12 protein-coding genes are annotated in these 15,283 nt (G+C 74.2%); 9 read left to right on the top strand and 3 right to left on the bottom strand.

The window, feature by feature from the left end:
- Positions 1–125: 125 nt before the first annotated feature.
- Genes AC07EJ_RS38235 through AC07EJ_RS38210 form a run of 6 tightly spaced genes read left to right on the top strand, consistent with a single transcriptional unit; the run spans position 126 to position 9,848 of the window.
- Positions 126–1,289: a hypothetical protein gene (locus AC07EJ_RS38235; RefSeq protein WP_389480140.1), complete on the top strand. Its 1,164-nt coding sequence runs from the start codon at positions 126–128 to the stop codon at positions 1,287–1,289.
- The gene (locus AC07EJ_RS38230; RefSeq protein ID WP_478885980.1) at positions 1,286–3,847 is read left to right on the top strand and encodes a lantibiotic dehydratase family protein; all 2,562 of its coding nucleotides are present in this window, start codon (positions 1,286–1,288) and stop codon (positions 3,845–3,847) included. The genes AC07EJ_RS38235 and AC07EJ_RS38230 overlap by 4 nt, the downstream gene beginning before the upstream one ends.
- A complete protein-coding gene (locus AC07EJ_RS38225) occupies positions 3,844–5,508 on the top strand; it encodes a hypothetical protein (protein WP_478885979.1) in 1,665 nt (554 codons plus the stop codon). Before AC07EJ_RS38230 ends, AC07EJ_RS38225 begins: the two co-directional genes overlap by 4 nt.
- Positions 5,498–7,426 carry a TOMM precursor leader peptide-binding protein gene (locus AC07EJ_RS38220; protein WP_478885978.1) on the top strand — a complete coding sequence of 643 codons (1,929 nt, stop codon included), beginning with the start codon at positions 5,498–5,500 and terminating at the stop codon, positions 7,424–7,426. Before AC07EJ_RS38225 ends, AC07EJ_RS38220 begins: the two co-directional genes overlap by 11 nt.
- Complete coding sequence (locus AC07EJ_RS38215; RefSeq protein ID WP_478885977.1) at positions 7,423–8,925, top strand: nitroreductase family protein; 1,503 nt, start codon at positions 7,423–7,425, stop codon at positions 8,923–8,925. Before AC07EJ_RS38220 ends, AC07EJ_RS38215 begins: the two co-directional genes overlap by 4 nt.
- Positions 8,926–8,957: 32 nt before the next feature.
- The gene (locus tag AC07EJ_RS38210) at positions 8,958–9,848 is read left to right on the top strand and encodes a thiopeptide-type bacteriocin biosynthesis protein (protein ID WP_389480153.1); all 891 of its coding nucleotides are present in this window, start codon (positions 8,958–8,960) and stop codon (positions 9,846–9,848) included.
- A gap of 71 nt (positions 9,849–9,919) precedes the next feature.
- Here the strand turns inward: AC07EJ_RS38210 and AC07EJ_RS38205 are convergent, their stop codons facing one another.
- From AC07EJ_RS38205 to AC07EJ_RS38195, 3 genes are all read right to left on the bottom strand, one after another.
- Positions 9,920–10,450 (bottom strand): YceI family protein, encoded by a 531-nt coding sequence (locus tag AC07EJ_RS38205; protein WP_478885976.1) that lies wholly within the window; start codon positions 10,448–10,450, stop codon positions 9,920–9,922.
- A 104-nt stretch (positions 10,451–10,554) separates the two neighbouring features.
- Positions 10,555–11,367 (bottom strand): ABC transporter permease, encoded by an 813-nt coding sequence (locus tag AC07EJ_RS38200; RefSeq protein ID WP_389480158.1) that lies wholly within the window; start codon positions 11,365–11,367, stop codon positions 10,555–10,557.
- Positions 11,364–12,350, bottom strand: coding sequence for an ABC transporter ATP-binding protein (locus AC07EJ_RS38195; RefSeq protein ID WP_389480161.1), 987 nt, complete (start codon positions 12,348–12,350; stop codon positions 11,364–11,366). Before AC07EJ_RS38195 ends, AC07EJ_RS38200 begins: the two co-directional genes overlap by 4 nt.
- A 287-nt stretch (positions 12,351–12,637) precedes the next feature.
- Here AC07EJ_RS38195 and AC07EJ_RS38190 point away from each other — a divergent pair, with 287 nt between their 5' ends.
- From AC07EJ_RS38190 to AC07EJ_RS38180, 3 genes are all read left to right on the top strand, one after another.
- Positions 12,638–13,849: an FAD-dependent monooxygenase gene (locus AC07EJ_RS38190; RefSeq protein WP_478885975.1), complete on the top strand. Its 1,212-nt coding sequence runs from the start codon at positions 12,638–12,640 to the stop codon at positions 13,847–13,849.
- 86 nt (positions 13,850–13,935) lie between these two features.
- Positions 13,936–14,331 (top strand): TOBE domain-containing protein, encoded by a 396-nt coding sequence (locus tag AC07EJ_RS38185; RefSeq protein ID WP_389480166.1) that lies wholly within the window; start codon positions 13,936–13,938, stop codon positions 14,329–14,331.
- A 151-nt stretch (positions 14,332–14,482) separates the two neighbouring features.
- Positions 14,483–15,283, top strand: coding sequence for an ABC transporter ATP-binding protein (locus AC07EJ_RS38180; RefSeq protein WP_478885974.1), 801 nt, complete (start codon positions 14,483–14,485; stop codon positions 15,281–15,283).

The following is a 15,283-nucleotide window of genomic DNA, read 5'->3' as shown; positions in this document are numbered from 1 at the left end:
CGAAAGCGGTGACGTATGTAAGCGGCGGCGCCGCATTCCCTTTCCGGGCGCAAGCCGCCGCCGGAGAATTCCAGTCAAAACATTCCGCCAGATCTGTTGAAGATTTCCTGGAAGGTGCGAAAAACATGGGGGTTGAAGCGCCGGAGCGCACTGCCGTGAAGCCGGATTCCGCCGGCCTGACGGGAGTGCGGCTCCACACACGGATGCCGGTGACACCGGCGTGGCTGGCCCGGCACGTCGTGCCGGCCGCCCGCGCCCTGAGCGAACGGGGCGCCCCAGCCGTCCAGTTGAGGCGCGGCTGGCTGCACGGTCCGCACGTCGACGTCCTCGCCCTCGCGGTGCCGGGCGGCCCCGACTGGACCGAGGTCGCCGATCTCCTCGACGCGGGTCCGCTCGACCCGCCGCGCGCCCTGACCGAGGAGGCGTACCTGGAGCAGGCCCGCGAGTTCGGCCGGCTCGAAGCGGTCCAGCCTCCCTACCTGCCGCTGCGTGAGCACGGCGCCGTCTCACGGGTGAGCCCCGCCGACACGGCGTCCCGCGAGCCGCGCCTCGACCAGTTCCGCACCGTCGTGCTCGGCGCTCTCAACAAGCCCCTGCTGCGCATGATCGACGGCATCGCGGCCGAGCCCGCCACCGCCACCGTCCGGCTCGCCGAGGCGTTCGCCGCCCTCGTCGACACGCACTTCCTCGGCCCCGCCTACGGGGTGTTCTCGCCCCGCTCCCACGTCGAGGCGTTCCTCGCCTGGGCCGCGCCCACCAAGGACGTCAGGCCCGTCTTCCAGGAACGGCTCGCCAAGGACGCACCCCGGCTGCGTACCGTCGTCGAACAGCGCCTGTCCGGCGAGGTGTCGGCCGGCGCCGCGGACTGGCGGACCGCGTTCGCGTACAGCTCCGGCGCCCTGGAGAGCGCCGTCGCCGCGGGGACGCTCACCCTCGACCTGCTCGACTCCGTCACCGACGGCGTGGACCGCAGCGAGATGGGCCCGCCCGGAGCGGCCCGCGTCGTGCCGCAGGGCGACCAGCCCGACAGCGACTTCCACCGGGCCGTCGGCGACTCCGGAGTGGTCGCCGACCCCTCCCGCTGGTTCGCCGCCTTCCGCCTCCTGACGAACCTCTTCTACGAGCAGCTGCCGCTCCTGACCGTCTCGCCGATGCAGCGCTACTACATGTGCTTCGCCATCGCCGAGACCGTCGACGACGTCCTCGGCGTGTCCTGGCAGGACCGCCTCAACGACCGCCGGGACCGCATGGCCGGCGCGGCGGCCGACCCGACGGGAGTCACGCGATGACCGGCCCGACCACACCCGAATCCCTCTGGTTCCTGCGGGTCAACCCGCTGCGCCGCGCCCGCCTCGCCGACCCGGCCCAGCGTCGTACCCTCGCCGAACTCGCCTCCGCGGAGGAGGTGTTGAGGCAGGCCGCCGACGCGTGCTCCGACGAGCTGTACCACCGCATCGGCGAGGCCGCCGACGACGCCGAGCGCCGCGACCTCATCGCGCTGCGCCGCTCCATCCACAACGGCCGCGCGCCCAAGAAGCCGCCGGCTCCCACGCCCGCCGTCACCGAGTGGCTGGCCGCGCGGGACGCCAGGGAGCGGCTGCGCGACGCCGTCGTCGAGGGCTACACCGAGGCCACCGACCGCGAACGGGCGGGCCTGGCAGCCCTGTTGGGCGACGACGACCTGCTGCGCTCACTCGCCCTGGTGGCGCCCGAGGTCCACCAGGAGGCCGAGCGCTACCGCGCCGCCGTCCTCGGCCCCGGCAAGGTCTCCGCCCGCACCCGCAAGTCCGAGCGCGGCCTCATCCAGTACGTCACGCGGGCCATGGTCCGCACGAGCCCGCTGTCCCGGTTCACCGCCGTCGGCATCGCGCAGCCCGACCCGGACGGGGTCGACCCCGGCGACGTCCCCTTCGAGGGAGCCACCGCGTTCCCCGGGCTCGACCGCGTCATGCTCGGCTATGTGCTCGGCGGACTCCCCGCGGCCGACACCGCCGACCTCACGCACCTGTGGGTTGGCATCCCGCCCACCTCCGCTCCCGACCCCGAGTCCGGCAAGCTGTTCTTCCTGCGGCTCACCGACGCGGGCATGCGCCGCCTCGCCGTCCCCCTGGACGGGCCCGTCGGCGACCTGCTCGACGCGGTGTCCATGGGGCCGCGGCTCTTCCCCGCCGTCGTCGCCCACGTCGCCGAACGCGCCGGCATCCCCGCCGAGGCCGCCGACAAACGCGTACGGCAGGCCGTCGGCCAGGGCCTCCTGTGCACCTTCCACGAGGCCGAGGACGGCGCCGCCGACTACGACGACCTCCTCACCCCCGACGACCCGCGCGCCACCACCCTCGCCGCCGGCATCCGCGCCGGACTGCCCCGCCTCGCCGGCGCCCCGGCGCCCGAACGGGGCGGTGTGCTGGCCGAGTTGAGGGGCGACCTCGGCAAGCTGAGCCACCTCGCCGGGCGGCCCGCCCAGATCACCGTCGAGGAGGACTACGTCATGCCGCCGCTGAAGGTGGCGACCCGGCAGTGGCACAAGCCGCTCGCCGACCTCGGCCCGGCCGTCGAGCTCCTGTCCGTCTTCGACTGGCTGCACGACGTGCGCGTCCTGATGACGGCCGCGTTCGTCGAGCGGTTCGGAGCCGGGGCCAACATCCCGCTCGCCGCGAACGCCGCGTTCGTCGTCGGCGAGGTGTCCCGGCGCGCCGCCGCCATGGACGCCGTCTACGGGCCGCACGGCACCGGCGACCCGTCCGCGCTCGCCGGGATCGGCCCCGCCGACGGCTCCCTGGAGCGCATGTACCTGCTGCGCCGCGAGCTGACCGAGGCTGTCCACGCGCGCCTGTCCAAGACCGCCGACGCCGGCGACGACACCCTCGTCCTCACCCCCGACGACGTGACGGGCCTGACCGCGTCCCTGCCCGACCGCTTCCGCCAGGACCCCCTCATCTACGGCGTCCTCCTCCAGGAGGGCGACGGCAGGCTCGTCCTCAACGACGGACTGCCGGGCCACGGCATGCTCTACGCCCGCTTCCTCGACGCCGACCGCCGCATGGGCGGCCAGGCCCTGCCCCGCCTCGCCGAGCACCTCCAGCGGGAGTACGGCTTCGACGGCGCCCGCGTCACCGAGGACCTCGGCCTGCACCGCCTCAACGTCAACGCGCACGCGCCGATCCTTCCCGGCGGCCTCACCCCCGAGGACTGGTTCACGCTGCGCCTCGCGCACGACCCGGACACCGACACGCTCCGCGTCGAGGACGCCGACGGCGCGCCCCTGCGCGTCCTGCCGCTCGGCACCGGCCACCCCGGCCTGTTCCCGCCGCCCCTGTCCGTCGCCTCGGGCCTCGCCATCAGCGGCCGCCTCTTCAACAGCCTGCCCAACAGCTGGCACGCGGCGACGCCGTGGGACCGCGCCACCACCCGGACCGCTCCCCGCATGGCCGTCGGCGACGTCCTCATCGGCCGCCGTCGCTGGTACGGCGGTGACGAACTCACCACCGCGGTCGCCGCGGGACCCGACGAGCACGACCGGCTCCTCGCGCTCAACGCGTGGCGCGCCCGGCACGGCGTCGCCGAGGAGGTCGTCATCAAGAACGCGCCCGAGGACGAGGGGCCCCTCTCGGTCGGCGCCCCCGACGTGCAGTCCAAGCGGCTCCAGCAGAAGCCGCAGTACGTCGACCTGACCAGCGCCCTGAGCGCCCGCGTCCTGCCGCGCATGCTCGACCGGCGCGGCGCCGACGGCTGCTACCTGGAGGAGGCGCTGCCGGCCGTCGTCGACGGCACGCACGCCACCGAGTGGGTCGTCGAGGTCGGCCGCGAGGTCGGCGGCCGCTTCACCTACCGAGGGGGACAGGCATGACGAGCACCAAACTCAGGGCCCGCCCGGACCTGCACTTCGCGCCTGTGCCCGGCGGCGTCTACCTCAGCGGCACCCGCGGCCAGGTCGTCCTGCGCGGCTCCGACGTCCTGCACGCCGTGGCCGAGGGCTGCGTGCCCCTTCTGGAGAACGGCGCGACCGAGGACGAACTCGTCGCCGAACTCGGCACCGAGCGCTCCCGCCCCGCCGTACGCCACCTCGTCGGCAAGCTGCGCGACGCGGGACTCCTGCTCGACCCGGGCGCGTTCACCGTCCCCGAGCCGTCCCCCGAGGAGCGCGCGCCGCACGCCGAGTCCGTCGCGCGCCTCGAAGCGCGGCTCGACGACCCGTACGCCGCGTTCGCCCGGCTGCGCGCCGCCCGCGTACTCGTCGCGGGCCCGTCACAGGCGACCGGCCCGGCGGCACGCGGGCTGCGGCGGGCCGGGGTGGGGGAGGTGACGGTCGTCGAGGCGCCCGGTTCGTACGACAACGGTTCGTACGACAACGGGTACGAAGGTGCTGACGCGGTACTGGAGATGCGTACCGCCGCCGATGGCACGCGACTCGAACTCCCCTCTGCCGCACACCACTTGACTGTCCTTCTCGGTGACACGGTTCATGTCGTGGGACCCGTTCTCGCGGGTGGTCCCGAGGGCGCCGAGGCCTTCCACGAACGGGCGCTGTCCTGGGCGGACGAGAGTGAGGGGCCCGTGCCGCGGCCGGTCGCCGACGCCGTGGCCGGGGCTCTCGCGGGGCAGCTGCTCATCGACACGCTGACAGGGACGGCGGACGCGGGCGAGGCCCACGTCGTGCACGGGGCGGACCTGGTCTCCGACCGGGTGACCGTCGGGGGAGCCCGCATGGCGGCCGCGACCGGCCGGCCGGGCTCCCTCCTCACCGACGTCCTCTCGACGCCGATGCCCGAACCGGAGGACGCACGCGAGCCGGCCGTGGCCCTCGCCGGACGCTTCACCGGCCTGTTCGCCTACACCGCCGACGAGGGCCTGCCGCAGATGCCGCTCGCTCTGCGCGCCGTCGAACAGCGCGGGGAGCGGGCGGGCACGCTCGTCGCCTGGGGGCCGCACCAGGAGACAGCGACCGTCGCCGCGGCGCTCCTCGCCCTGCGGGACCGTGCCCCGGGGGCGGCCGCCGGACTGACCGAGGAACACTGGCTGCTCGACGGCGCGTTGCGGCTGCTGGCCCCACGCGCGGTCGAGCTTGCGGGGGCCGACGCGTCGCCCGACGCCGAAGGCGAGCGCATCCGGTCCGCGCTGCGGCAGCTCGTGGACGGCGAGCCCCGGCTCGCGCTGCGCCACGTCCCCGGCATCGACTGGCCTCTCGCCGAGGTCACCACGGCAGCCGGTGAACTCCTCGGTACGGGCTGGGGATCCACCTCCGAGGAGGCCCTGCGCGCCGCCCTGTGCGAGGCCGTCGCCCACGCACAGACGGGCAGGCCCCCTCAACTCTCCACGGACGCCCTGCTGTTCGCCGACCCGGCCGTCACCGGCGCCCTGCGCGCCCAGCTCACCACCCACGCCGACACCCTCGGCATCGCCTGGTGCGGCCACCCCGTCGCGGCGGACCCGGTCCTCGGCGAGATCCCCTTCTGGTACGGGCCGGTCGAGGCCGCAGAACGCACGCGGGAGACCCACGATGCACAGTGACACGGCTGAGGTGATCAGCACACGGCGCGCCCCCGACGCGTACGACGACGAGACCTGGCGGGATGTCTTCACCGGGCTGAGCGCCCCGGCCGTCGCGGGCGGCGCGAGCGTCTCCGTCCGGCGCGGCTGGGACCTCGGCCGGGAGCGCCAACACCTCGACGCGGCGAGGGAGTCGGGCCGCCCGCATCTGTCCGTGCGCGTCCACGGCGACGAAGTCCTCGTCGGACCGCTGTGGGTGCCGGGGACCGACGCCGGGTGCGCGGGCTGCGCCGAGGTGCGTGAGCGCACCGTCGTCGACCACCCCCTCGTCGGTGACCTCGCGCACGCGGCCGCCGGACCCGCACCGTCCGAGGCGCTGCTGCCCGAACTGCTCCGGGCGTCCCTGGAGCACCTGGCGCGGCGGCCCCTCGGCCCCGGCGAGCTGTACGCCGTATCGGCGCGCGGCCTGCGCCGCCACCGCGTCGCCCGCAGCTTCCACTGCCCGCTGTGCGGCCCCGAGAAGGCCGAACTCACCGCCGCGCAACAGCCTTTGTCACCTGCGCTGCGGAGCCGGCCGGCGTCCCCGGGCGACCCGACCCGGTCCGGCGACAGCCGTCTCGTCGAGCGGGGCCTGCTGCGCGAGCGCCTCGTCGACGACCGCTACGGCCCGGTCCGCGCCGTCCTGCGCGAGTCCCGCACCCCGTTCGCGATGAGCATGGCCGTCGTGCCGGACGCGCCGGCGATGGGCCACGGCCGCGCCAGGACGTTCGCCGAGACCGAGCCCGTCGCGGTCCTGGAGGCGTACGAGAGGCTCGGCGGATTCCCGTACGACATCCCGGTCCTCACCGACCGCGCGTACACGGACGTCGCCGAGCACGCCGTCGACCCGGCGACCCTCGGCCGGTACACGGACGAGCAGCTCGCCCACCCGACCAGCCGGGTCACCCCGCACACGGCCGACACCCCGATGGACTGGGTGTGGGGCCACGACCTCGACGACGGGCGGGCCCTGCTCGTCCCCGCCGACCACGCCTTCTACCAGTACGAATACGCGTTCCGCAGGGACCGGCGCGCCGCGAGGGCCGTCACGCCGCACGAGCGCAAGCACTACTTCTACGAGTCGTCCAGCGGCTGCGCCGTCGGCGCGAACCTCGAAGAGGCGGCGCTGCACTCGCTGTTCGAGCTCGCCGAGCGCGACGCGTTCCTCACCTCCTGGTACCGGGCCGCGCCGCTGCCCCACATCCCGCAGAGCTCGATCACCGACCCGACGAGCCGCGCCATGATCGAGCTGATCCAGGCGCGCGGCTTCGACATCCATCTCCTGGTCGCCACGCGGGACATCGCGCTGCCCGTGGTCTGGGTCCTGGCGGTGAACCGCCTCAACCCGTTCCCCGCGACGTTCTCCTCGGCCGGATCCGGGGCGGACCCGCAGTCCGCGGTCCGCGGCGCCCTGCGCGAGGTCGCCCAGCTCGTCACCAACCCCGTCGACTGGACCAGGGAACAGGTCGAGGCGATGGCCGAAGACCCATGGCTGGTCCAGGAGTTGGAGGACCACGTCCGGTTCTCCTCGATCCCCGAGACGCGCGAGCGGGCCACGGCCGCGCTCGGCGGCGAGAGCGTCACCCTGGACGAGGCGTTCCCCGACTGGCCACGGCGCCTCGCCGACGCGTCGGGCGGCGATGTGCGTGGCGCCCTCGACTTCGTACGCTCCCTGTTCGCCGACGCGGGCCTCGACCGGATCGTCCTCGTCGACCAGACGAGCCGCGAGCACGCCGACGCGGGCATCCACGTCGCGCGCGCGGTCGTCCCCGGCATCCTGCCGATGTGCTTCGGCCACGCGCAGCAGCGCTTGGCGGGCCTGCCCCGTCTGGAGGCGGCCCTGCGCGGCACGGCCCAGGAGCACCGGACGTCCCCCTACGACCCCCACCCGTTCCCGTGACCGCGCCCGCGCCGGCCCGGCGTTCCCCCGTGGAACTGCCGGGCCCCGAAGGCGACAACAGCATCGCGCGCGAACCCCTCTGGTACGCGTACGGCGCCGGGGCCGACCGGCCCGAGCCGCCGCCGTGGACCTGGACCCCGGAGCCGCCCCCGGACACGCACGTCGCGCCCGCGCCGCCGCGCGCGGGCGCCCCGCGCGAGACCCTCCCGCTCGGCACCGTCGACCAGCTGGAACGGATGCCCTACCCCACGCTCCCGCCGCCGCGCGACGTGCCGGACCGCCTGGCCCGCGCGCTGATCACCGCGTTCGGCCCGCAGCGCCGCGAGCCCGAGAACCCGTACAACGACCACCGCCCCTACGCCTCCCCGCGCTGCCTCTTCCCCGTCCACGCCTTCGTGGCCGGGGGCAGTGGCGGGGCGCCCTGGCGTGTCCTCGATCCTGACCGGCACGCGCTGACCGGTGAACCGGGCGGGGGCGCGCCGCGCCGGATCGCCCTCACCGGCCGCTACACGTCGATCCCGGCCGCCTACAAGTGGTTCAGGGGCTCGCTGGTCGCGCTCGAACTCGGCATCGTGCTGCGGGCGTTGGGCGTGGGCTTCGAGCTGTTCGACGTACCCGCACGCCTTTCGCTGCCCGGGTCCGACGGGCACGCGCTCCTCGGGGACCTCGGGCTCGACCCGGCGTGGGAGTGGTCGCTGCCGCTCACCCTCGACGTCGGCGACCCGGCCCCGGTCCTGCCGGTACGGCGGCGCGCGGCCGTTCCCGACCGGCGCGACCCGTCGCTCGCCGACCTCGTGCGCGTCAACCGGCAGCAGACGTACGACAGTTCACCCGTCCCGGTCGGGCCCGCGATCCCCAGGGGCCTGCCCCCCTCGCGCACCGTCCCGAACTGGGCGGAGCTCCTGTGGCAGCGGCACTCCGGCCGCATGCCCCGCGCCCTGCACGGCATGAGCGGCCGCCGCGCCCGGCTCCCCGCCGAGGCCTTCGACACCGCGCTGCGGTGGCTCGCCGTCCCGCCCCCCGGGCCCGACCTCGCGGCGGCCTTCGACGCGGTGAACGTCACCGCCGTCGTCCAGGGCGTCGACGGCCACGAGGACGGGGTCCACCGCGCGGTCCCGGGTGGCGCCCGCCTCCTGCGCGCCGACCCGGAAGCGCCCGCCCGCCTGGAGGAGCACTACGGGTACGGCGTCTCGCCCGTCAACGGCTGCCGCATCCGGCACGCACCCATGACCGTGTTCTTCTCCGTGCGCCCCCGCGACCTGTTCGCCCGCTCGGGCCCGGCCGCTTGGGGCGCCGCGCAGCACGCCGTCGGCTGGGCCGCCCACGGCCTGTGCCTCTCGGCGGCGGCCTCCGGCCTCTTCGCCCGGCCTGTGCGCGCGTTCAAGGAGATCCCCACGCAGCGCGTCCTCGGCCTCGACCCGGACGAGACGATCGTCCTCTCCGTCGTCGTCGGCGCCCCGCAGGACTCGGGCGGCGCCCTCCTGGACCTCCGGCTGTGACCGCCCACGCCCCCACCACTCAGGGAGACCTCATGACATGGAGCTCGTGGCACCTTCACCTCGCCACCACCGCCCGGTCCGCGCACGACCGCGTCCTGACCGACGTGATCGGCCCCGCGATCGGCGAACTCGCCCCCGGAACACCCTGGTTCTTCATCCGCTACTGGCAGGCCGGACCCCATCTCCGGCTGCGGATAAGAGACTTGGACCCAGGGACGTACGAACGCGTCGAGGAGGTGCTGCGCGTCCGGCTCGCCGACGCCGGCACGCTCGCGCCCGGCGAGGAGCCGCTCGACCCCGACGCCTACCTCGAAGGCGCGGGCGCGCTCGCCTCCGCGGGCGAGCAGGGCGACGACCGGCACGTACGGGCCATGCTGGCGCCCGGCGTCCACCGCGCCGACTACGACCCCGAGTTCGACCGCTACGGCGGACCCGCCCTGATGCTCGCCACCGAGGACCTGTTCCGCCTCTCCAGCGAACTCGTCCTGCGCCTCGCACCGAAGGCCCCTTCGCAGGCGCAGCGCGCCCTGCTCGCCCTGCGCGGCACGATGGCGGCCGCCGCGGCCCTCGGCGACACCGCCGAACGCGGCTACTTCTACGCGCACGGCCTGGGCGCCTGGCGCGCCTGGGCCGGGGAGGCCGGCTACCCGGACGAGCTCCTCGACTCACTGACGACGATCACCAGGGACGCCGGGGCCAGGCCCGTGGACCCGCTCGCCCACGGCCCGTTCGCGCACTGGCACGACGGGCTCGCCGCCCTCACCGGCGACATCCGCGAAAAGTCACCGACCCACCCCGGAATGATCCTCTTCTCGCACGCCCACATGCTCCACAACCGCCTGGGCCTGAGCCTCCTTGAGGAATTGCGCAACTACGCCTGGCTGGCGCATGTCTTCCCGGTCGAGCAGGGCGCTCTCGCCTGACCCGGGAGCACGCACGACGAGGCCCGGCCGGTGATGCACCGGCCGGGCCTTCGTGTTGTGCCGCACGCGGATCAGGCGCGTACGAACACCGCCGTCACCCGCACCCGCAGCCGGGGACCCACCAGCGCCCGCATCGCGCTGACGCCGCACGCGTGCCGGTCGACCGTCGCCGACGCGCGGACGAGCGTGCGGGCACCCTCCGGGACGACCTCGTCGACCGTGAGGACCAGCGGCATCACGCGGCCCTTGACCGACAGGTGACCCGGGACGGTCCACGGCTCGCCGGCCGCGGCGAGGGTCTCACCGTCGAAGCGGAGGAGCGGGTGGCGCTCCGTGTCGAGGAAGGCGGGGCCACGGACGGCGTCGTCCCGGCGCGGGTTGCCGGTCGTGAAACCGGCCGCGTCGAGCGCGACGTCGAGGCGCCCGAGGCGGCCGTCGCTGTCGAGTTCCGCGGCGCCGGAGCGCACCGGCATCGACCCGGTCACCGGGAGGAGGAGAAAGTGCCGGCCGGTGAACTCGACGGAACTGGCGGAGGGTTCGAGGGTCCAGGCACCGGCGAGGTCGGTCGGCCCGGGACGCGTGTGCGGTTCGGTGAGGGACATGGGAGGGGTTCCCTTCGGGGAGTGGGGGGTGGGGAGTGAGGGGCGGGGTGCCGAGGGGGCCTCCGAGGAGGCCCCCAAGCCGTGCGCGGGGTACGGCGCGTGGACTACTCCGGCCGCGGGTCCCAGCGGAAGCTGCGCACCGCGATCAGGGCGCCGATGACACCCCAGGCCGCGAGGACGGCGAGGTCGCGCCACTGGTAGCCGGAGTTCTGCGCGAACGGCGCCAGCATCGCGTCGTTGAACGGCTTCACCGGGAGCAGCCCGGCGATGTTGTTGAGCACCTCGGAGTGGATCGGGAAGTAGCTGCCCGAGATGAACACCAGCGGGAACTGGATAAACTGCACCACCGCGGGCGCCGCTTCCGAGTTCTTGATGAGCGAGGCGACGCCCACGCCGAGCGCGCAGAAGCTCGCCGCGCCGAGTACGAGGGTCACCAGGATCGCGCCCCAGTGCGTCGGCAGCGGCACGTCGTACAGCGAGCCGATGCCGATGACGAGCGCGACGTCGACGACGCTCACGACGATGCAGTGCACGAGCAGGCCCGTGAAGTAGACCCAGGCCGGCAGCGGCGTCGCGTGCAGCCGCTTGAGCACGCCGGTCTGCCGACGCATCGCGAGGACGATCGCCAACTGCCCGTAGCAGGCGCCCAGTACGGACACCGCGGCGATCGTCGGCGTGTAGTACTGCATGCCGGACAGGCCGAAGAAGAACTTGTCGTCGGCGCTGCCGCTGAACACCGCGCCGAAGATCGCGATGATCACGATCGGCAGCACGAACGTGAACACCATCGACTGCGGGTTGCGCCAGAACGACAGCTGCTCGTAACGGATCTGGTGGCCGAGCAGCGCCAGCGGACTCCGCCCGTCGCGCGCGGTGCGCCCGGCGCCGGCGGCCGTGGTCGGGGTCAGGGTGGTCATGAGCGGCTCCGTCCGGGTCGGCGCCCTCGCCGCGAGGACGGTCCGCGCCCGCGTTCAAAGGACGGTGAGGATGCTTCCTGTTCCGCGTACTTGCTGGTCAGGCCCAGATAGATGTCCTCGAGCGTGGGCTGCTCGACGGTCAGGCGCTCCAGCGGGGTGCCGCGCCGCAGCGCCCACTCGGTGAGCCGGTGCAGCGCTGCCGTCGGCTCGTCCGACTCCGCCGTGACCAGGCCCTCCTGCACATCGCTCACCGGCAGCGGCACGTCGGTGAGGGTCGCGCCGTGCGGCAGCAGGAAGCGGATCCTGGCCAGCGCGCTGTCCCGGCCGCCCAGCGTGTCGGGCGTGCCCGCCGCGACGATCTCGCCGCCCGCGATCACGGCGACCGAGTCGGCGAGCGCCTGCGCCTCGTCCATGTAGTGCGTGGTCAGGACGATGGTGGTGCCCGCGTCCCGCAGGTTCTTGACGACATCCCAGGCGCCGCGCCTCGCGTTCGGGTCGAAGCCCGTCGTCGGCTCGTCCAGGAAGAGGAGCTGCGGGTTGCCGACGACACCGAGCGCCAGGTCGAGCCGTCGCTTCTGCCCGCCGGACAGGTCCTTCACCTTCGCGCCGCGCTTCTCGTCGAGCCCGACCAGGTCGATGACCTCGTCGATGCCCCGGGGCGCGGGGTAGTAGCCGGCGCTCCGCGCGATCGTCTCGCGCACCGACAGATACGGCTCGACGGCGATGTCCTGGAGCACGAGCCCGATCTGCCCGCGCAGCCACTTGCCGTCCGCCTTCTTGCCCGGGTCGCGCCCGAGCACCTCGACACTCCCGCCGTCCCGGCCGCGGAAGCCCTCGAGGATCTCCAGTGTGGTGGTCTTGCCCGCGCCGTTGGGTCCGAGCAGGGCGAAGATCTCCCCGTCCGAGACGGTGAAGTCGACGCCGCGTACGGCCTCGTGGTCCCCGTAGCGCTTGCGCAGGCCCTCCACGGCCACCGCGGTCACCGCGGTCCCTCCGCTTCCGTCACTGTGTGCCTCCCGGCGTCGTCAGATCTCGTTGTCACCTGGAAGTTAGGGCCGACCAGGGGCCGTTGAGCGGCCGTGGCCCGGTTCCGATGACGGACGTCACGCAAGCGGCGACAGTTGTCAGGTCAGGGGGTGACCGCCGTTGCCGCGCAGGCCCGTGCCGCCGATGCTCTGGGAGCGGCGATGGGCGGGACCTCGGGCCACCGGGCCTCTCGCACCGCCGCGCACAGGCCCGGTACACAGCGACGCGGAAGGCGGTCCCAGACGTGCGGTTCGGGGAAGTGGGCGAAGGGGAACGGCCGCGGATCACTGTGGTCGGCGCGGGCATCGGAGGCCTGGCACTGGCCGGCGCGCTGGCCGCGCACGACATGCCGTACACGGTCTTCGAGCAGACCCGGCGCCTCGCGGAGGTGGGGGCGGGCGTCCAGCTCTCGCCGAACGCGATCAGGCCGCTGCTGCGTCTCGGCCTCGGCCCGGCGCTGCGCGAGCACGCCGTCCGGATCGAGGCGATGGAGGTACGCGGCTGGACCGGCCGCCCCATCGCCCGTACCCCGCTCGGCGATGACTGCGAGCGGATGTTCGGGGCGCCGTACTACGCGATTCACCGTGCGCATCTGCACGAGGCGCTGCTCTCACTGGTCGACCGCGACAGCCTGCGGCTCGGCCAACGTCTGGGCGGTGCCGAGGAGTTGGGCGATGGCGGTGCCCGGCTGACGTTCGAGGACGGCACCGTCCGCGACGCGGACGTCGTCGTCGGGGCCGACGGGATCCACTCGACCGTCCGCGAGACGTTCCTGCGCGACGAGCCGGTCTTCGCGGGCCTCGGCATCTACCGGGGCCTCGTCCCCGTCGACCGGCTCCCCGACGAGGCGCGCTCCGCCCTCGTGCGCCTCTGGCTCGGCCCCGGCGGGCACTTCGTCTGCTACCCGGTGTCCGGCGGCCGCCACCTCAGCTTCGCCGCGACCGTCCCCATGACGGACGCGCCGCCCGAGTCGTGGTCGGCCCCCGGTGACCCGGAGGAGCTGCGCCGCGCGTTCGGCTCCTGGAGCGGCCTCGTCGCCGACATCGTCGAGGCCGTCGACGTGACGCATCAGTGGGCGCTCCACGACCGGCCGCCGCTGCGCAAGTGGTCGAGCCGCCACATCACGCTCCTCGGCGACGCGGCGCACCCGATGCTGCCGTTCATGGCGCAGGGCGCCAACCAGGCCATCGAGGACGCGATGGACCTGGCGGCCTGCCTCGCCGCCCCGTCCGACGAGACGGCCGGTACCCGCCTCGCCCGCTACGAGTCCCTGCGCATCCCGCGCACGGCCGAGATCCAGCGCGGCTCCCGCGGCAACGCGGGCGTGCTGCACCTGCCCGACGGCCCGGCCCAGCGCCGCCGCGACGCGCAGATGGCGGTGCACGCGGCGCTGCGCGACCGCACGACCCTGTACGCCCACGAGACGGGACGCAGCGTGGTGCCGTCGGCGGTGTGACAGCGGGGGGTGCCAGAGGGAATGTGACGGCGGGGGTGCCAGGGGGGAATGTGACGGGGGATCGGCCGCCGCATAGTCTTCCGCGCATGCAGTCCTACACCATCGGGCAGGCGGCGCGTCTGCTCGGCGTCAGCCCCGACACGGCACGCCGCTGGGCGGACGCGGGCCGCGTCGCCACCCACCGCGACGAGGGCGGCCGCCGCCTGATCCGCGGCCAGGACCTGGCGGCGTTCTCCATTGAGGTCGGCCAGTCGGGCGGCGACGACGAGGACGCCTCGTACACCTCCGCCCGCAACGCCTTCCCCGGCATCGTCACCGGCGTGAAGCTCGGCGACGTGGCGGCTCAGGTCGAGATCCAGGCGGGCCCGCACCGGCTCGTCTCGCTCCTGACCCGGGAGGCCGTCGAGGAGCTCGGCCTCGAAGTGGGGATGCAGGCCACCGCCCGCGTGAAGTCGACCAACGTACACATCGACCGCACCTGATCCGGCCCGCCGGGCACCCGGATGTGAGGGGTGTACGTAGCAACACCCCAGGTCCGGGCCGTACACCCCATGTGCCGGGCCGCCGCCGTCCCTAACGTCGTAGTCATGGCGCAGACAGCGTCGTGACGACGACGGTGGACGGGGAGAGACCATGTTCCGACGTACGGGCCGGGCGGGCGGCAGCGGACCGGCAGGGCACGGCGGCGAGGCTCTGCGCCTCGTCAAGGTCAGCAAGACGTACGGGGCCGGGGAAGGCGCCGAGAACGCCGTCACCGCACTCGACGACGTGACCCTCAGCCTGCGGGCCGGGACGTTCACCGCCGTGATGGGCCCCTCCGGCTCCGGCAAGTCCACGCTCCTGCAGTGCGCGGCCGGACTCGACCGGCCCGACAGCGGGATCGTGATGGTCGACGGCGAGGAGATGACGGGCGGCACCGAGGCCGCCCTCACCAAGTTCCGCCGCCGCCGGATCGGCTTCGTCTTCCAGCAGTACAACCTGCTGCCGACGCTGACCGTCGCCCAGAACACCACCCTGCCGCTCAGGCTCGCCGGGCGGCGCGTGAACCGGGCCCGCGCGCAGGAGATCCTCACCCAGGTCGGCCTCGGTGACCGGCTCGGCCACCGCCCCGACCAGCTCTCCGGCGGCCAGCGCCAACGTGCCGCCATCGCCCGCGCGTTGGTCACCGAGCCCAGCGTCATCTTCGCGGACGAACCGACCGGCGCCCTCGACACCCGCAGCGCGCGCGACGTCCTGCGCCTCCTCCAGGAAGCCGTGCGCCTGCATGGCAGGACCGTCGTCATGGTGACGCACGACCCGGTCGCCGCCTCGTACGCGGACTCCGTGCTCTTCCTCGCGGACGGCCGCCTCGCCGGCGAGATGACCGCACCCACCGTCGACGCCGTGGCCGAACGCCTCGCGCACCTCGGCGACACCACGCCGGCGGGGGTGTGA

The organism is Streptomyces sp. NPDC045026 (assembly GCF_056432625.1).
Note: the sequence above shows the minus strand (reverse complement) of the source record. Positions and strands in the feature narration are given on the sequence as shown.

Bases quoted from the DNA above. Each gene is read 5' to 3' on its own strand.
- AC07EJ_RS38185 (WP_389480166.1), top strand. From the start codon at position 13,936: ATGCAGTCCTACACCATCGGGCAGGCGGCGCGTCTGCTCGGCGTCAGC.
- AC07EJ_RS38210 (WP_389480153.1), top strand. From the start codon at position 8,958: ATGACATGGAGCTCGTGGCACCTTCACCTCGCCACCACCGCCCGGTCC.
- AC07EJ_RS38205 (WP_478885976.1), bottom strand. From the start codon at position 10,450: ATGTCCCTCACCGAACCGCACACGCGTCCCGGGCCGACCGACCTCGCC.
- AC07EJ_RS38225 (WP_478885979.1), top strand. From the start codon at position 3,844: ATGACGAGCACCAAACTCAGGGCCCGCCCGGACCTGCACTTCGCGCCT.
- AC07EJ_RS38230 (WP_478885980.1), top strand. From the start codon at position 1,286: ATGACCGGCCCGACCACACCCGAATCCCTCTGGTTCCTGCGGGTCAAC.
- AC07EJ_RS38180 (WP_478885974.1), top strand. From the start codon at position 14,483: ATGTTCCGACGTACGGGCCGGGCGGGCGGCAGCGGACCGGCAGGGCAC.
- AC07EJ_RS38235 (WP_389480140.1), top strand. From the start codon at position 126: ATGGGGGTTGAAGCGCCGGAGCGCACTGCCGTGAAGCCGGATTCCGCC.
- AC07EJ_RS38220 (WP_478885978.1), top strand. From the start codon at position 5,498: ATGCACAGTGACACGGCTGAGGTGATCAGCACACGGCGCGCCCCCGAC.
- AC07EJ_RS38200 (WP_389480158.1), bottom strand. From the start codon at position 11,367: ATGACCACCCTGACCCCGACCACGGCCGCCGGCGCCGGGCGCACCGCG.